This window comes from Pseudomonas cerasi, assembly GCF_900074915.1.
In the GTDB taxonomy this organism is placed as follows: domain Bacteria; phylum Pseudomonadota; class Gammaproteobacteria; order Pseudomonadales; family Pseudomonadaceae; genus Aquipseudomonas; species Aquipseudomonas cerasi.
Map to the genome: position 1 here is coordinate 178,908 of NZ_LT222319.1, position 15,891 is coordinate 194,798.

General features: G+C 58.4%; 14 protein-coding genes and 1 pseudogene. 8 read left to right on the forward strand and 7 right to left on the reverse strand.

What is annotated here, in order from left to right:
* Positions 1 to 17: 17 nt before the first annotated feature.
* The 3 genes from PCPL58_RS03225 to PCPL58_RS03235 form a co-directional block, all read right to left on the reverse strand.
* On the reverse strand, positions 18 to 1,655 hold the full coding sequence (locus tag PCPL58_RS03225; RefSeq protein WP_003435048.1) for an ABC transporter substrate-binding protein: 1,638 nt from the start codon (positions 1,653 to 1,655) through the stop codon (positions 18 to 20).
* A gap of 93 nt (positions 1,656 to 1,748) precedes the next feature.
* Positions 1,749 to 3,023: an NAD(P)/FAD-dependent oxidoreductase gene (locus PCPL58_RS03230; protein WP_004663173.1), complete on the reverse strand. Its 1,275-nt coding sequence runs from the start codon at positions 3,021 to 3,023 to the stop codon at positions 1,749 to 1,751.
* 66 nt (positions 3,024 to 3,089) lie between these two features.
* Positions 3,090 to 3,758 (reverse strand): haloacid dehalogenase type II, encoded by a 669-nt coding sequence (locus PCPL58_RS03235; RefSeq protein WP_065348809.1) that lies wholly within the window; start codon positions 3,756 to 3,758, stop codon positions 3,090 to 3,092.
* A 534-nt stretch (positions 3,759 to 4,292) separates the two neighbouring features.
* Between PCPL58_RS03235 and PCPL58_RS03240 the strand changes: the two genes are divergently transcribed.
* The 4 genes from PCPL58_RS03240 to PCPL58_RS03255 all read left to right on the forward strand — a co-directional run bounded on the left by PCPL58_RS03240 (position 4,293) and on the right by PCPL58_RS03255 (position 7,760).
* Positions 4,293 to 5,150 carry a GNAT family N-acetyltransferase gene (locus tag PCPL58_RS03240; RefSeq protein ID WP_065348810.1) on the forward strand — a complete coding sequence of 286 codons (858 nt, stop codon included), beginning with the start codon at positions 4,293 to 4,295 and terminating at the stop codon, positions 5,148 to 5,150.
* A 160-nt stretch (positions 5,151 to 5,310) separates the two neighbouring features.
* Entirely contained in the window at positions 5,311 to 6,024 is a 714-nt protein-coding gene (locus PCPL58_RS03245) for a cupin domain-containing protein (RefSeq protein ID WP_065348811.1), read from the forward strand.
* A gap of 449 nt (positions 6,025 to 6,473) precedes the next feature.
* Complete coding sequence (locus PCPL58_RS03250) at positions 6,474 to 6,923, forward strand: hypothetical protein (RefSeq protein ID WP_065348812.1); 450 nt, start codon at positions 6,474 to 6,476, stop codon at positions 6,921 to 6,923.
* Between the two features lie 129 nt (positions 6,924 to 7,052).
* Positions 7,053 to 7,760, forward strand: coding sequence for a hypothetical protein (locus PCPL58_RS03255; RefSeq protein WP_065350988.1), 708 nt, complete (start codon positions 7,053 to 7,055; stop codon positions 7,758 to 7,760).
* A 95-nt stretch (positions 7,761 to 7,855) separates the two neighbouring features.
* Here PCPL58_RS03255 and PCPL58_RS03260 read toward each other — a convergent pair whose 3' ends face one another.
* From PCPL58_RS03260 to PCPL58_RS03275, 4 genes and pseudogenes are all read right to left on the reverse strand, one after another.
* Positions 7,856 to 8,359: a GNAT family N-acetyltransferase gene (locus PCPL58_RS03260; RefSeq protein ID WP_003435032.1), complete on the reverse strand. Its 504-nt coding sequence runs from the start codon at positions 8,357 to 8,359 to the stop codon at positions 7,856 to 7,858.
* A gap of 128 nt (positions 8,360 to 8,487) precedes the next feature.
* Positions 8,488 to 10,032, reverse strand: coding sequence for a phosphoenolpyruvate carboxykinase (locus PCPL58_RS03265; RefSeq protein WP_003367573.1), 1,545 nt, complete (start codon positions 10,030 to 10,032; stop codon positions 8,488 to 8,490).
* A gap of 179 nt (positions 10,033 to 10,211) precedes the next feature.
* A complete protein-coding gene (hslO, locus tag PCPL58_RS03270; protein ID WP_065348813.1) occupies positions 10,212 to 11,114 on the reverse strand; it encodes an Hsp33 family molecular chaperone HslO in 903 nt (300 codons plus the stop codon).
* 177 nt (positions 11,115 to 11,291) lie between these two features.
* Positions 11,292 to 11,698: pseudogene (locus tag PCPL58_RS03275) on the reverse strand (RNA-binding S4 domain-containing protein).
* Between the two features lie 171 nt (positions 11,699 to 11,869).
* Here PCPL58_RS03275 and rimA point away from each other — a divergent pair.
* From rimA to gltP, 4 genes are all read left to right on the forward strand, one after another.
* The gene (rimA, locus tag PCPL58_RS03280) at positions 11,870 to 12,652 is read left to right on the forward strand and encodes a S6 modification regulatory phosphodiesterase RimA (protein ID WP_003367569.1); all 783 of its coding nucleotides are present in this window, start codon (positions 11,870 to 11,872) and stop codon (positions 12,650 to 12,652) included.
* A 16-nt stretch (positions 12,653 to 12,668) separates the two neighbouring features.
* Positions 12,669 to 13,145, forward strand: a complete 477-nt coding sequence (rimB, locus tag PCPL58_RS03285) for a retropepsin-like aspartic endopeptidase RimB (RefSeq protein ID WP_003367567.1) — start codon at positions 12,669 to 12,671, stop codon at positions 13,143 to 13,145.
* Entirely contained in the window at positions 13,142 to 14,047 is a 906-nt protein-coding gene (gene rimK / locus PCPL58_RS03290) for a 30S ribosomal protein S6--L-glutamate ligase (protein WP_003318100.1), read from the forward strand. Before rimB ends, rimK begins: the two co-directional genes overlap by 4 nt.
* A 457-nt stretch (positions 14,048 to 14,504) precedes the next feature.
* Positions 14,505 to 15,836: a glutamate/aspartate:proton symporter GltP gene (gene gltP / locus PCPL58_RS03295; protein WP_065348814.1), complete on the forward strand. Its 1,332-nt coding sequence runs from the start codon at positions 14,505 to 14,507 to the stop codon at positions 15,834 to 15,836.
* Positions 15,837 to 15,891: the final 55 nt, after the last annotated feature.

The following is a 15,891-nucleotide window of genomic DNA, read 5'->3' on the forward strand; positions in this document are numbered from 1 at the left end:
TCGGTTCAGCGTTGCATTTATGCGTCCAGCCACACCTGCTCGCTGAACATGTAGCCCATGAAGCCGCCCAGCGGGTTGCTGGAGTAGCCCTGGATACGCTTGTCCACACCGTCGATGTTGCTGATGAACACGGGGATGCCGATGCCGCAGTTCTGGCTCACCAGAGCCTGCATGTCGCCATACATTTTGGCGCGCTTGGCGTCGTCGGTTTCGCCACGGGCCAGCAACAGCAACTGGTCGAACTGGTCGTTTTTCCAGCCGGATTCGTTCCATGGCGCTGTGGACTGGAAGAACTGCGAGAAGATCACGTCGGCATTCGGGCGCGGGTTGATGTTGCCGAAGCTCAGCGGGTGTTTCATCCAGTGGTTGGACCAGTAGCCGTCGCTTGGCAAACGGTTGACGTTGAGGGTCAGCCCGGCCTGTTTGGCGGACTGTTGCAGCAGCACGGCGATGTCCACCGAACCCGTGGCGGCAGGCGATGCCGCGACGGCCATGGTGATCTTTTCCATGCCGGCTTTCTTGAGCAGGAATTTGGCTTTTTCCGGGTCGTAGGCGCGCTGTGGCAGGTCGGCGTTGAAGTAGCGCGAGCCTGGCGAGATCGGATGGTCATTACCCACGCGCGCGTAGCCACGGAACACCGCCGATTTGACCTGTTCACGGTCCAGCAGGTACTTCATGGCCTCGGTGAATTCCGGGCTCTTGCCGGGCATCTGGTCCTGACGAATGATCAGGTCGGTGTAGTTGCCGGACGGTGCATCGACCACGCGGTGTTTGGCGCTGGCGGCAATGCGTGTGGTGGAGCGCGGATTGACCTCGTTGATCATGTGTACGTCGCCGGAAAGCAGCGCGTTGACCCGCGATGGCTCGTCGCTGATGGCGATGAATTCGATCTCGTCCAGGTACGGCAGGCCCGGCTTCCAGTAGTTGGGGTTGCGTGCACTGACCGAGCGCACGCCAGGGTTGAATTCCTTGACGGTGAATGGCCCGGTGCCGATGCCTTTGCTGAAGTCGGTGGTGCCTTCGGGCACGATCAGCAGGTGTGAAACGGCGAGGATCGACGGCAGCTCGGCGTTGGGCGAACTGAGGGTGATCTGCACTTCCAGCGGGCCGGTGGCCTTGATCTCGGAAAACTGTGCCATCAGTGGCAGGACTTTCGAGCCGGTGGCCGGGTCCTTGTGGCGCGACAGGGAGAACACCACGTCGCCAGCGGTCAGCGCCTTGCCGTTGTGGAAGGTCACGCCTTGGCGCAGGGTCACGGTCCAGACGGTCGCGTTGTCGCTTTCGATCTTCTCGGCCAGCTCCATGTGCGGGACCAGATGGCTGTCGAAACGGGTCAGGCCGTTGTAGAACATGAAATGACGCACGTAGTCGGTAGACAGCGCGCCTTTGGCCGGATCCAGCGTGTCGGCGGTAGAACTGGACATGCCGGCAACGCGAATGCGGCCGCCCGGCTTGCCTTTGACAGGGGCATCCGCGTCATCGGCAAAGACCTTGCCGGCCGCGCCGAACAGGCTGGTGGAGCCCGCCGCAACCACACCTGCAACACCCAGCATGCGCAACGCATCGCGCCGCGACAGGCCACGATTGAGACCTTCGAAAACCCGCAGGCTGTCTTGGCCTGTGATCAACGCGGAGTCGGTTTTGTTATCAGCCATATCAGTTCTACCTGTCGAAAAGGGGAAATTCCGAATTGCTCACGGTTGGCCGGAGCGTCCTTCAAACACACACGACGACGGTCAAACAAACACTCAGTGGCGGCTGTCCTGGTAGCGGTAATACGCGCCTACCAGCGGCAGAAACCATGGCTTGCCGAAGTGGCCGGGAATGGCTGGCCAGCTCAAGTCCTTCCACGGATTGGCCTGTGCCTTGCCTTCCATGACGTCGGCCATCATCCGCCCCATGTGCACTGACATCTGTACACCGTGGCCGCTGTAACCCATCGAGTAGAAGACCCCGTTGTGTTCGCCTGCACGCGGCAGACGGTCCGAGGTCATGTCCACCAGTCCGCCCCAGCAGTAGTCGACCTTGACGTGTGCCAGTTGCGGAAACATCTGCACCATGGCCGCCTGCAGTACCTTGCCGCTCTTGGCGTCGGAGCTGCTGTTGGACATGGCGAAGCGCGCCCGCCCGCCGAACAGCAGGCGGTTGTCCGGCGTGAGGCGGAAATAATTGCCGATCAAACGGCTGGTCACGTAAGCGCGCTGGTGGGGGAACAGTTGGTCGATCAGCGCTTGCGGCAACACTTCAGTGACGATGACGAAACTGCCGACCGGCACGATGCGCCGGCGATACCAGCCCAGTCCGCCATGCTGGCAGGCACCGGTCGCCAGCAGCAGCTGGCCGGCCTGGATCGAGCCCTTCGAGGTGTTGACCACAAAGCCGCCACGGTTGGCCTTCCAGTCCTTTACCGTTGCGTTCTGATAGACCCTTGCGCCATGACGCACCGCCGCGTCGGCGAGACCCAGACCGAAACGTCCGACATGCATCTGTATGCCGTTGCGCTGCAGCAGGCCGCCGTGAAACTCGTTCGAATCGATTTCGGCGCGCACGTCCTGGGCGGACAGCAGCTCGACGTCAGCATCGACTTCACGGCGGATCAGCTCGCAGGTGCGCGCCAGTCCTTCGTAATGCCCTGGCTTGGCCGCCAGCTTGAGCTTGCCGTTACGCTTGATGTCGCAGGCGATGTTTTCCTGCTCGATCACGGTCACGACGCTCTGCACCGCGCTTTCGTAAGCCTTGTAATACTCGCGTGCCTGATCGGCACCCAGGGTTGCGCTCAGCGACGCATAGTCCTGGGCCACGCCGGTATTGCACTGTCCGCCGTTGCGGCCCGACGCTTCGCCGATCACCCGGCCTGCTTCCAGAACCACCACGCTGGCACCTTTCAAGGCCAATGCACGCGCCGCCGCAAGGCCGGTGAAACCGCCACCGACCACTACCACGTCAGCCTGCCCCTCCACTGCGCCGTCCTGCGCGCCGGTAAAGCCTGGAGCCGTATCGAGCCAGTAAGACTCACTGCGCATCTCGTTCCCCTTGTCACTCATCGAAGAGCACCTTGAAAAATGCCGGTGCCAGGCGCCGGGCCTGGCTTACAAGCCGACCAGCCCGGCCAGTCCGCCGATATCGGGAATCTGGTGGTATTCGAAGCTGCTGTTGGCTGGCTGCTCATGACCACGCGCCACGAATGCCTTGTTCCTGATCTTCATGTCATGCGCCGAGAACAGGTCGTAACGGAAGCTTGAGGACACATGCAAGATGTCTTCCGGGCCGCAACCCAGGTTGTCGAGCATGAACTCGAAAGCAGCCAGACGCGGTTTGTAGGCCTTGGCCTGTTCAGCGGTGAACACCTTGTGGAACGGCGCGCCGAGCTTTTCGACGTTGGACATGATCTGGCTGTCGCTGGCGTTGGAGAAAATCACCAGCGGGATCTTGTCGGCGATTTTCGACAGGCCGGCGGGCACATCGGCGTGCGGGCCCCAGGTCGGCACGGCGTCGTAATACAGTTGGCCTTCTTCGCGGTATTCAACGTTCCAGCGCTTGCAGGTGCGAGCCAGTGCGACCTTGAGGATTTCGTCGTACGGCATCCAGTCACCCATGACCTGATCCAGACGATACGCCGAAAAATCCTTGACGAACTGATCCATCTGTTCAGCCGCAACGCGGTCGGCAAACAGCTCGCGCGTCATGGCGCCCATGTGGAAATTGGTCAAGGTGCCGTAGCAGTCGAACGTAATGAATTTTGGTCGAAGAAAGCTCATTGTGTGCGGTCCTGAAAGTTCGTTGAGGTCATGGCATGACGAGCAATCCGGCCTGATGTCCAGGGGCGGTGATGCACGCTGCAGCACAACCTCATTACAACACCGTGAAATCAGCAGATGGCGTTAAAAGTGATGGCTGCTTGATAGAAACCACCGTTTTGAGGTGCGCGCTCAGCAGACTTTGCGGGGCGCTCCAGCCTTGGGCAGACCCCGGTTTTCGGCGCTTTTATGACCCTTTTCAGGGCGCTCGGGCTCAAACCCGCGGGTTTGCGCCGCAGAAACTGCGCCGCGCCAGCGCTTGGCGGGCGACAAACTCCGAGCCCTATATAAAAGGCTTGAACACGGGGTGAAAACCCTAAGCATTTGCTGCCGGAGGCCGCGCCGATTTAAGCAGTAACTGTGGTCTGGCGAACGGCACTTCGTGGAATCTGCCGAATGCGTGCAGCCCTCTTGTCACCGTCCGCAGCAGGTGGGATACAACATGCCTGACGCATCCTTTTATTGCCTGTGCATCCTTCTGGACGGAGACACGTCATGCTCGCTCAGCAACGCCTCGATTTTGAATTTCGCCCCATGACCGCAGCCGATGTGGGCAACGCGCATGAGTTATCCATCGCCTTGAAGTGGCCGCATCGGCTTGAGGACTGGGCCATGCTGCAACGTGTCGCCCAAGGCTTTGTCGCGGTACACAACGGGCGGTTGATCGGCAGTGCCTTTGCCTGCCATCAGGGCGAGTTTTCCACCATTGGTCTGGTGATCGTCAGCGACGACTATCAGGGCAAGGGCATTGGTCGCAAGTTGATGGAGCTGGCCGTAGGCTGCGTCGCGCCCCGCACGGCGGTCCTCAACGCCACACTGGCGGGTGCGCCGCTCTACGCGAAGATGGGGTTTGTCAGTTTTGGCGAGATCCAGCAGCGTCAGGGGCAGGCACAACCGACCGGAACCACCGAATTGAAGGCACACGAACGTTGCCGGGGGCTGAGCGAGGCTGACCACCCTCGCGTGCTGGAACTGGCCAACGCCGGTTCGGGCATGGACCGCTCGGTGACGCTGGGCGATGTGCTGAACAACCTTGAGCACGCCGTCGGCATCGAGCACGACGGCCAGTTACAGGCCTTTGCTCTGCTGCGCCCGTTCGGCCGCGGCCTGTGCCTCGGCCCTGTCGTCGCCCAGAGCGTCGACCAGGCCAAACACATGATCGGAGAACTGCTGGCCCGCGTGCCTTATGCCTTCGTACGTATCGACATCCCGACCGACAGCGGCCTGGCCGACTGGCTGGAGGACGCCGGCCTCAAGCGCGTCGATAGCGTGACCTGCATGAGCATGGGCGCAGTCCCGCAAGCCAGTCAGGGTGTGCGCCAGTTTGCGCTGATTACCCAGGCGATCGGCTGATCGCCCGGAAGAACATCATCGTGCCAATGCTCTGCGTTGGCATGCAGTTCTGGACGCTCTGCGTCCGGTCTTGAGCATGTGACGCAGAGCGTCACGAAAGGCATTACCACGCAGAGCGTGGGAACGATCAGCCACTCTTCAACTTCAGGAGCCCGACTCAATGCCCCACCCCACAGTCCTGCTATTGGCCCGCGCTGACCTCAGCCCGGTAGATACCGAATTCACCACCGGCCCCATTGATGCGCATGACCCGTTCGACAGTGGCCGCCGCACGGCATTTGTCGATGAACAGGGTATTGCGGCTGGCATCGTTCACTTCGGCATGTCACTGTCCTTGGCAGCCTACCCCTACACCGAAATGCTGGTGATGCATCGCGGGTCCGCCACTCTGACCTCCGGCACCGAGAGCATCACGATCAAGACCGGCGAAAGTGCCGTGATCGGGCGCGGCACTCAAGTACGTATCGAAGCGCAACCGGACAGCCTCTGGGCGTTCTGCGCGTCCACCCAGGCCAGCGGGCCAGACAAACCCGGCATCACCGCGCTCGACCGCCTCGCCATGCTCACACCGTCCTCACCGCCAGACCCGGCGATCATGATCAGCGCGCTGCCGCAGTGCCGCAGCAACAACCTGTTTGAAGACACCGCAAGCACTTTGCGCATCGGCGTCTGGGACTCCACACCCTACGAGCGCATCTCGCGGCCGCACAAGATCCATGAACTGATGAACCTGATCGAAGGCAGCGTAGTGTTGAGCCTGGAAAACGGCCCGAGCCTGAGTGTGAATACCGGCGATACCGTATTCGTCGCCCAGGGCGCGCCCTGCAAATGGACCAGCACGGGGTATGTGCGCAAGTTTTATGCGGTGACGTGAAGAAAGTTATTGCGCCCTTCAGCCTTGTAGGGCGCAATATACTTACATGTTTAGCTCTCGCCAGCGCAGTTAATCCAATGCAGCGCTAAAAGACAAGAATTAAAAATTTCTTTCGCCAATGCACGAAGAATCAGAAGTTTCCTACTTGCCTTCCGTGTCGCTTGTGTTAAAAAACAATAACTAATTTCAGCAAGTTAAAATTTGCTCCTGACGGGCCCATCAAGGCAGTCATGCGCTTTATGCATCGCTTAACCTTTATCTATCATGTTGACGGGAGATACTTTATCTGACCGACGCATTCACTGTGCGCACGACTTACTAACCCTCCGCGACACGCTATAAGCTGAACGATCCGTATGGGCACGAACGACCGCTACCCCGTTTCGTCTCGCGTTTACCTTATTCAAAATCAATATGAAATTACTCATTTAACTCAAGGATTATTCCCTATGAAAACCAACAAGACCTTATTGGCTTCCCTTGCTTTTGCAACACTGTGCACCAGCGTTACGGCGCAAGCGGGGCCAGCAGTTACTGTTACATTTAAAAACCTGGGCTCCGAGGTGGCGGAGTATAAACCCGTTACGCGTAATGAGATATCTGCCCGGCTGAATGCTAAATCACCGATTAACTCTGCAGTCCCCCCGGGAGGTTCAGATACTTACTCGATGCAAAGCACTCTCTCGCCGGATACCAGCTACGCCAGTGTTCGCTACGTCATGGGGTCCAAGATTTGCGTATTCTCGACCACCTTTATAAAGCTTCCCGGTGCAGGCGGGGCCAAGGTGCCGAAATGGAACCGGACTGCAAATTCTGAAGGCGGCGCTGTCTGCGCGGCGACGTCTCGCGCCACCAATCTGTCCACCTACGCGTGGGCTGCTGAATTCACCATGAAATAAGCCCCCGGAGCGTGCGTGTCGCATTTTGATACGCACGCTTTTCAGCGGAAAACTAAAGCGGTGTCTGGCTGGGCCGATATAAAGAGTGAATATAAAGCCATGGATTGGCCCCTGCCGCGAGGACGCAGCATGATTGATACAACATCCCTCACACACCTCACCCATAAAACTGCACTAACGACTGTCGAGAAAAGCACCTCCGCCACGACTTTAAACTCCAGCCTGAAAGAACTTGATTCTGCATCTGCTATTGACGGTGCCACCTTCTCGACATTGTCCCGTCAATTAAGTAGTAGTGCCGCACGAGCTCAGGCTCGCGACAGCAGTCTTGACTTCAAAAGCCTGGGGGGCTTGGCAAAAAATATTAGTGATAAAGTTGCAGGCAACAGCTATTACGCCAATAGAAAACTGCACGACGCAGAGATTCCGGATACGGACGACCCTGCATTGCTCGAAAGAGCCGTGCAAGCGACTTCGTTCAACAACGGGGCAGGAAAAAACCCATTCGCGGGTTTATCTCAGGATCAACTGAGGTTGATTATTTATGACGAGGGTGGCGACTTCACAATAAACGAAAGAAATGCTGCTTACTCCGAAAACTACTCTCAAGAGCAAGTATGGAAAAGGGGCATATGCCAAAGGTATACCGACGAATACAACGAAACCGGCAAAAGTACTCAAACGCTGGTCATGCTTCTCGCCCATTACGATCAGCTGCCACCCATAGAAAAAGCCCAATACCCCGCCCATTACGCCGCCAACATTACATCGGGGGACAGCTCGGCGATGGACATTTTCAACACGCTGAAAAGCCAGTCAGGCACTCAGGGGACTTGAGCGCCTGTGACGGAGCACGCGGGTTCGCGTGCCCTCTATGGCTGTCCGCGTTCTGCTGCATTGCGGTTCGCCGACACCGCTGCGGTGTAGCCACGTCATTGTTCTTTCAGGCCCAGCACATAGAACTTGCTGTCCACCGCGATCAACGGAAAGCTCGCAGGCAGGTCCTCCTTCGTGATCTCTCTAAAGCCGTGCTTTTCATAGAAGCGATGCGCAGCGTGAAACTTGTCGGTCGTGCCCAGGAATACTTCGGTGACGCCTTTGCGAGTTGATTCCTCGATCAGGCGCTCGAGCAGTCTGGCTGCAACGGAGAATTCCCGGCCGCGAAACGGCGCGGCGACAAACATCTTGCGCAGTGCTGCCTGGCCTGCGCCGATGTCCCTGAGGCCGATGCTGCCGATGACCTGATCGTCTTGTACCGCGACCCAGAAATCCCCTGTGCCGGTCTGGTAAAAGTCCGGAATCGCTTTCAGGTCAGGCTGGTCTTCGGCGGTGATGGGAATACCGAACTCTTCGCGCTGGATGGGCAGAATCATCGCCGATACACCTTGCTCGTCGCTCGGCACGAAACGCCGTATCTGAATCCCGGTTACCCCCACAACACACCTCCTGGCCATCGTTCTCAGTGGAAATCAGTATTCCAGACAAGCAAACGCCCCGACAAGTCGAGGCGTTTGCTTGAGCATTTTCGAGGGTCACACGGGCGTGTGACCCTGAAGATGTTTAATTACAACTTCGGACCCGCAGCCTTGATGGCGTCGCTCACGTCGAACTTCTTGAAGTTCTCCACGAACAGGCCAGCCAGTGCTTTTGCTGCTTCGTCGTAGGCGGCTTTGTCAGCCCAGGTGTTACGTGGGTTGAGCAGGCCGGTATCGACGCCGGGTACTGACTTCGGTACGTCGAGGTTGATGGTGTCGAGGTGCTCGGTTTCGGCACCGATCAGTGCACCGCTCTGGATCGCTGCGATCACGCCACGGGTGGTCGGGATGTTGAAGCGCTTGCCGACGCCGTAGCCGCCGCCGGTCCAGCCGGTGTTGACCAGGTAGACCTTGGATTTGAAGCCACGGATGCGCTTGATCAGCAGTTCTGCGTATTCGCCAGCCGGACGCGGGAAGAACGGTGCGCCGAAGCAGGTGGAGAAGGTGGACTTGATGCCCGAACCCGAACCCATTTCAGTCGAGCCAACCAGTGCGGTGTAACCCGACAGGAAGTGGTAGGCGGCCTGTTCTTCGCTGAGGATCGACACAGGTGGCAGTACGCCGGTCAGGTCGCAGGTCAGGAAGATAACGGCGTTCGGCTCGCCACCGAGGTTTTTCGGTGCGCGTTTTTCGATCAGTTCGCGCGGGTAGGCCGCACGGCTGTTCTGGGTCAGGCTGCTGTCGGCGTAATCGGCTTTTTTGGTAACCGGGTCGAGTACGACGTTTTCCAGTACCGCGCCGTGCTGGATGGCTTTCCAGATGACCGGCTCGTTCTTCTCGGACAGGTCGATGCACTTGGCATAGCAACCGCCTTCGATGTTGAACACCACGCCTTCGCCCCAGCCGTGTTCGTCGTCACCGATCAGGTAACGGCTTTCGTCGGCGGACAGGGTGGTTTTGCCGGTGCCGGACAGGCCGAAGAACAGGGTTACATCGCCCTCTTCGCCCATGTTGGCTGCGCAGTGCATCGGCAGAACGTCGGAAGCCGGGAGCAGGAAGTTCTGCACCGAGAACATGGCTTTCTTCATTTCGCCGGCATAACGCATGCCTGCGATCAGCACCTTGCGGGCTGCGAAGTTGATGATCACGGTGCCGTCGGAGTTGGTGCCGTCACGCTCAGGGTCGCAAACGAACCATGGCGCGTTCTGGATTTCCCACTCGTCCTTGCCAGCCGGGTTGTACTGTTCAGGGTTGATGAACAGGCAACGGCCGAACAGATTGTGCCACGCAGTCTCGGTGGTCATCTTGACGGGCAGGTAGTGCGCAGGATCGGAGCCTACATGAACATGGGAAACGAAGCGCTCGCGCTCGGCGAGGTACGCACCGACACGGTTCCACAGGGCGTCGAATTTCTCGGCCGGGAACTTGCGGTTGATCGGGCCCCAGGCGATGGCGTCCTGAGTGCTCGGCTCTTCAACGATGAAACGATCGACCGGCGAACGGCCAGTACGATGGCCTGTCTCCACAACCAGTGCGCCAGTATCGGAAAGTACGCCTTCTTTGCGGGCAAGGGCTTCCTTGACCAGTTCGTCGGTGCTCAGATCGGTGTACACAGCGTTGTTGGTTTGCGTCATGAGGTTCCCCGTCGGCCTGTGGCCGAGTGCTCCAAACGGTTTTGTAGTAAAAAAACAACCACTACTACAGCGTAAAAGTGGGCCGGATTATGCCAGAAATGCCCGGAAATGGTAGGACCCTCCTGTCAGAACAGCATTACAGGGGCCCACACCGTATTCTGAGGCCCTTTACGCGATGATTAATGGCGCGTGTCAGATGGCGAATCGACACCGCCGCCAGCAAACAGCTGCGCGACGTCAGTGGCATCGAACAGATAGCGTTCGTTGCAGAACTGGCAGTCGATCTCGATCGTACCGCTGTGCTCGATAACCAATTGCTGCGCGTCCTCCAGCCCGAGACTGACCAGCGCATTGGCAGATCGTTCGCGAGAGCAACTGCAACGGAAGCAGATCGGTTGAATATCGAACAGGCGAACCGGGTCTTCGTGAAACAGGCGATGCAGGATGGTCTGGTTATCCAGACTCAGCATTTCTTCGGCCGTGAGGGTGTTGGCCAGGGTGATGACATGCTCCCAGTTGGCATCACGCTCTTCAGCGTCGGTGATCTGCGCGGCAGGCAATTGTTGCAGCAGCAAGCCACGCGCACGGTGACTGTCAGCCTTGAGCCAGAAACGCGAACCCAACTGCTCGGACATCACGAAGTAGTTGGAGAGGCTTTCCGACAAGTCGACCCCGTCCAGCGCCACGATGCCCTGATAACGCTGGCCCTGGCGCGGGTCGACGGTCAGCGCCAGCGATCCGTCAGGCATCATGTCCTGAAGGCCCGCGCCGGGGTTGATCAGCGATTCGTCGTAGCGAGCGATGCCACGCAACTCACGCTCGCTGGAGCACTCGACCATCAGCAATGGCACTGCGCCGCTGGAGCGAGCCTGCAGGATCAACAGGCCGTCGAATTTGAGGGTGCCGACGAGCAGCGCAGCCGCCGCCATCAGTTCGCCGAGCAACTGCGCGACCGGCTCCGGATAGGGATGCTTGGCGAGCACTTCGGCGTAACTGCGCTCCAGAGCAACCAGTTCTCCGCGAACGTCGCTTTCGTCGAAGATGAAGCGCTGGGTGAAATCGATGTCCGGGAAATCATGCATAGGTAGGAAAGGTATCTGAAGTAATGACAATGGATGGCACGCGGCTGAGCAAACGCCGTCCGGCACTCGAAAGCGCCGTGGGCCATGCGGATTGACCGGCATTTTAGGAGCTATCCGGTGCGCTTCCAAGCTGGATGGCACTTCGGACTGATAGCCGGAGCTGCCCGGTGCAGTGTTTCAGTCGTTGCTCTGGCTGGCGCGGAAACCGAAAAGTTCCCGGCGTTGCTTCTTGGTCGGCTTTCCGTCGGTGGTTACTCCCAGGTTGCCGGCCTTGCGCTGAGCCGCCGCGTTCTCGCGTCTGGCGATGCTATCGGGCGTCTCGTGATACAGCGTTTGAGCCTCTGGCGCGCCACGCCGAACGATGGATAATGCCTCGACCACCACCGTGCGGTCGTCGAAGCCCATGCGAATCTGAAACTCGTCACCGATACGCGGCTCTTGCCGGGCTTGCAACGTTCGCCGCGACAGTGCACCTTGCCGCTTTCAATAGCCGCTTTGGCCAGCGCACGTGTTTTGAAAAAGCGCGCGGCCCAGAGCCATTTATCCAGGCGGACCTTATCGTCTTCTTCTGGCTTTTGCGCCATTTGAATTCCTCATCAATGTGACAGTCTGAACTTTACCAGGCCAGATAAACAAAGCGACGGCACACGCTGGCCCCCTTTTTCTGCGCCGCCATGAACATGAAGTAACCGATATGTACTTGTCAAAAACAGCTATTCATCTTTTTATTGCCCCACACCTAAATGGAGCGCGACGTGACCGATTTTCCAACTTCGTTGACCGCCCCTAGAAAAGGGTGTGCTGGATGCACTGGCAGTCCAGAGCTGGATTTCTCGTTTGACTACGCCTATCAGCCGATCGTGAACCTTCACGACCAGTCGATTTTCGCTCATGAGGCGCTGGTTCGCGGGCCTAATGGCGAGGGCGCAATGTCAGTCCTGAGTCAGGTCACCGACCAGAACCGCTATCGATTCGATCAAAGCTGTCGCACCACCGCCATTGCTGGTGCCGCGAAACTGGGCATGACCGAGCGTCTCTCGATCAACTTCTTGCCCAACGCCGTGTATCGTCCCGAGCTGTGCATCCGCAGTACGCTGGAGGCCGCCAGGCAACACAACTTCCCTATCGAGCGTTTGATTTTCGAAACCATCGAAAGCGAACATGTGAACAACAACGGTCATTTGAGCAACATTCTGCGCGAGTATCGCGAGTTCGGCTTCATGACCGCCATCGATGATTTCGGGGCCGGGTATTCCGGGCTGACGCTGCTCGCGGATTTTCAACCCGACCTGATAAAGCTCGACATGAACCTGATCCGCGACATTCACCGCAATCGCGCGCGTCAGTCCATTGTTCGTGGGGTTGTCACAATGTGTTCGGACTTGGGGATTAAGCTGATTGCCGAAGGTATAGAGCAGGTGGAGGAGCGGGACTTTCTCGCCGACTGCGGCATTTCCCTGATGCAGGGTTATCTGTTTGCAAAACCTGCATTCAAAGCCCTGGCCCGGATAAGTCCCGAGGCCTGGCAGAAGTCTTGAGAAGTACGGAATCACATTGAAGACATTCGATCATCTGACAGTCATCGGCCTGCGCGAGTGGGTGGCGCTCCCCGATCTGGGGGTGGCAGGCCTGCGGGCAAAAATCGATACCGGTGCGAGCACGTCGAGTCTGCATGCCACGGAAATCGAACCTTTTGAACGCGATGGCCAGAAATGGGTGCGCTTTAACGCGCATCTTGGCACGGTGGTGCAGTTGCGCCATCGTCGCTGCGAGGCGCAACTGGTTGCCATGAAAACCATTAAAAGCTCCAACGGTCAGGCGCAGGTGCGTTATGTCATTCGCACCACGCTGGCGCTTGGTGATCGTATCTGGCCGGTGGAATTCACACTGGCCTGCCGCAAGTCGATGCGTTATCGACTGCTGCTGGGTTCCAAGGCTCTGATCGACGGCCAGCTGGTGGTCAATCCGGGCATAACTTACGTACAAGACAAGCCGGTGTTCCCGGCCTCTACTTCCTCAGGTGTTGCATGAAGATCGCTGTGCTTTCGCGTAATCCGCGTCTGTATTCCACCCGTCGTCTGGTCGAAGCTGGCATTGAGCGTGGCCATGAGATGGTGGTGATCGACACCCTGCGCGCCTATATGAACATCGCCAGCCACAAGCCGCAGATCCATTACCGCGGCAAACCTCTGGAGGGCTTCGATGCGGTGATCCCGCGCATCGGTGCTTCGGTGACTTTCTATGGCTGTGCGGTGTTGCGTCAGTTTGAAATGATGGGCGTGTTTCCGCTCAATGAATCGGTCGCCATTGCCCGTTCGCGGGACAAGCTGCGCTCGTTGCAACTCCTGTCACGCCGGGGGATCGGCTTGCCGGTCACCGGTTTCGCTCACTCGCCCGACGACATTCCCGACCTGATCCAGATGGTCAACGGCGCGCCGCTGGTCATCAAGGTGCTTGAAGGCACTCAGGGGATCGGCGTGGTGCTGTGCGAAACGGCCACGGCGGCCGAATCGGTGATCGAAGCCTTCATGGGCCTCAAGCAGGACATCATGGTTCAGGAGTACATCAAGGAAGCGGGCGGCGCCGACATTCGCTGCTTCGTGGTCGGTGACAAGGTCATTGCCTCGATGAAGCGTCAGGCCAAACCGGGCGAGTTTCGCTCCAACCTGCACCGCGGTGGCAGCGCCAGCCTGATCAAGATCACGCCTGAAGAGCGCATGACCGCGTTGCGTGCAGCCAAGGTCATGGGGCTGAGCGTGGCGGGTGTGGATATCCTGCGTTCCAATCACGGCCCTCTGGTGATGGAGGTCAACTCCTCGCCTGGCCTGGAAGGCATTGAAGTGACCACCAGCAAGGACGTGGCCGGGATGATCATCGAGTACCTCGAGAAAAACAGCGGCCCGCACATGACCCGTACCAAAGGTAAGGGCTGACGGGTCCCGCACCCGTTCAGATTGCTCGGGCCGGCGTTCTGTCTGCGGACAGACTGGCCTGGGCTCTCAGCTACCGTACATCAGGTAAATAGGCCTGGTAGTCGAGTCCGGGTCTTTGCATCGCGTCTTTGTATCCGTATTCCCCTGTTCAGCTTAAGGCGACGTAATAGCCAGCTTCGCGCCGAATAGCCATCCTCCCGCGTGACATAAATCAACACATTTCTCCCGTATTTGTATGCCGATCATGCATGAGGTAGTCGTTTACGGCATTAGACGTATACGCGCGCCATGGGAATAGTTGCGACGTTTTTCGCCTGCTACAGAGCTGGGATGCTCGTCTGCGGTGACCTTCTCGGGACATTTCCAAAGGGAGCTTCTGCCCCGAAACTGCTGTGAAAAAGCAGCTCGGCGCATTGGTTTTGGACGTGCCCAAGCCACTTTGAACAAGGGTAATAATATGAAGAAGGCAAAGCTGAGTCTGGCCTGGCAGATTCTGATCGGACTGGTACTGGGTATCGCTGTGGGGGCGTTACTCAATCATTTCAGCGCAGAAAAGGCCTGGTGGATCACCAACATCCTGCAGCCCGCAGGCGATATCTTCATTCGTCTGATCAAGATGATCGTTATCCCTATCGTTGTTGCCTCGCTGATCGTCGGCATCGCGGGTGTGGGCGATGCCAAGAAGTTGGGGCGTATCGGTCTCAAGACCATCCTCTATTTCGAAGTCGTCACCACTATCGCGATTCTGGTGGGCCTGGTGCTGGCCAACGTGTTCCATCCGGGCACCGGCATCGACATGAGCACCCTGGGCACCGTTGATATCTCCAAGTATCAGCAGACTACGGCCGAGGTTCAGCACGATCACGCATTTATCGCGACCATTCTCAACCTGATCCCATCCAACATCTTCGCTGCCATGGCGCGTGGCGAGATGCTGCCGATCATCTTCTTCTCAGTGCTGTTCGGTTTGGGGCTTTCCAGCCTGCAGGCCGAGGTCCGTGAGCCGCTGGTGAAACTGTTTCAGGGTGTCTCGGAAACCATGTTCAAGGTCACTCACATGATCATGAACTACGCGCCGATCGGCGTGTTTGCCCTGATTGCGGTGACTGTCGCCAACTTCGGCTTCGCCTCCCTGTTGCCGCTCGCCAAGCTGGTGATTCTGGTTTATGTGGCCATCGCCTTCTTCGCCTTTGTGGTGCTGGGGTTGATCGCTCGTGCATTCGGCTTTTCGGTCATCAAGCTGATGCGCATCTTCAAGGACGAGCTGATTCTGTCCTACTCCACCGCCAGCTCCGAAACCGTGCTGCCACGCGTGATCCAGAAGATGGAAGCGTATGGCTCGCCGAAGGCGATCTGCAGCTTCGTGGTGCCTACGGGCTACTCGTTCAACCTCGACGGCTCGACGCTCTATCAGAGCATCGCAGCGATCTTCATCGCTCAGTTGTACGGCATCGACCTGTCGATTGGCGCGCAGTTGATGCTGGTACTGACCCTGATGGTCACCTCCAAAGGCATCGCGGGTGTGCCAGGCGTTTCCTTCGTCGTGCTGCTGGCGACCCTGGGCAGTGCCGGTATTCCACTGGAAGGCCTGGCATTCATCGCCGGTGTCGACCGGATCATGGACATGGCGCGTACCGCCTTGAACGTGATCGGCAATGCGCTGGCAGTGCTGGTCATTTCGCGCTGGGAAGGCATGTACGACGATGCCAAGGGCGAACGCTACTGGGAATCCCTGCCGCACTGGCGCAGCAAAGAGCCTGTACCGATGGGCCAGCCGACAGCGGACTGATCTTCGCCAATGTACTGACAAACCCCGGACCTCCGGGGTTTGTTGTTTTCAGGTC

What these genes read in the sequence shown, in the direction of transcription:
- PCPL58_RS03225 (WP_003435048.1), bottom strand. Translation starts at nt 1,655, where the DNA reads ATGGCTGATAACAAAACCGACTCCGCGTTGATCACAGGCCAAGACAGC.
- PCPL58_RS03230 (WP_004663173.1), bottom strand. Translation starts at nt 3,023, where the DNA reads ATGCGCAGTGAGTCTTACTGGCTCGATACGGCTCCAGGCTTTACCGGC.
- PCPL58_RS03235 (WP_065348809.1), bottom strand. Translation starts at nt 3,758, where the DNA reads ATGAGCTTTCTTCGACCAAAATTCATTACGTTCGACTGCTACGGCACC.
- PCPL58_RS03240 (WP_065348810.1), top strand. Translation starts at nt 4,293, where the DNA reads ATGCTCGCTCAGCAACGCCTCGATTTTGAATTTCGCCCCATGACCGCA.
- PCPL58_RS03245 (WP_065348811.1), top strand. Translation starts at nt 5,311, where the DNA reads ATGCCCCACCCCACAGTCCTGCTATTGGCCCGCGCTGACCTCAGCCCG.
- PCPL58_RS03250 (WP_065348812.1), top strand. Translation starts at nt 6,474, where the DNA reads ATGAAAACCAACAAGACCTTATTGGCTTCCCTTGCTTTTGCAACACTG.
- PCPL58_RS03255 (WP_065350988.1), top strand. Translation starts at nt 7,053, where the DNA reads ATGATTGATACAACATCCCTCACACACCTCACCCATAAAACTGCACTA.
- PCPL58_RS03265 (WP_003367573.1), bottom strand. Translation starts at nt 10,032, where the DNA reads ATGACGCAAACCAACAACGCTGTGTACACCGATCTGAGCACCGACGAA.
- hslO (WP_065348813.1), bottom strand. Translation starts at nt 11,114, where the DNA reads ATGCATGATTTCCCGGACATCGATTTCACCCAGCGCTTCATCTTCGAC.
- rimK (WP_003318100.1), top strand. Translation starts at nt 13,142, where the DNA reads ATGAAGATCGCTGTGCTTTCGCGTAATCCGCGTCTGTATTCCACCCGT.
- gltP (WP_065348814.1), top strand. Translation starts at nt 14,505, where the DNA reads ATGAAGAAGGCAAAGCTGAGTCTGGCCTGGCAGATTCTGATCGGACTG.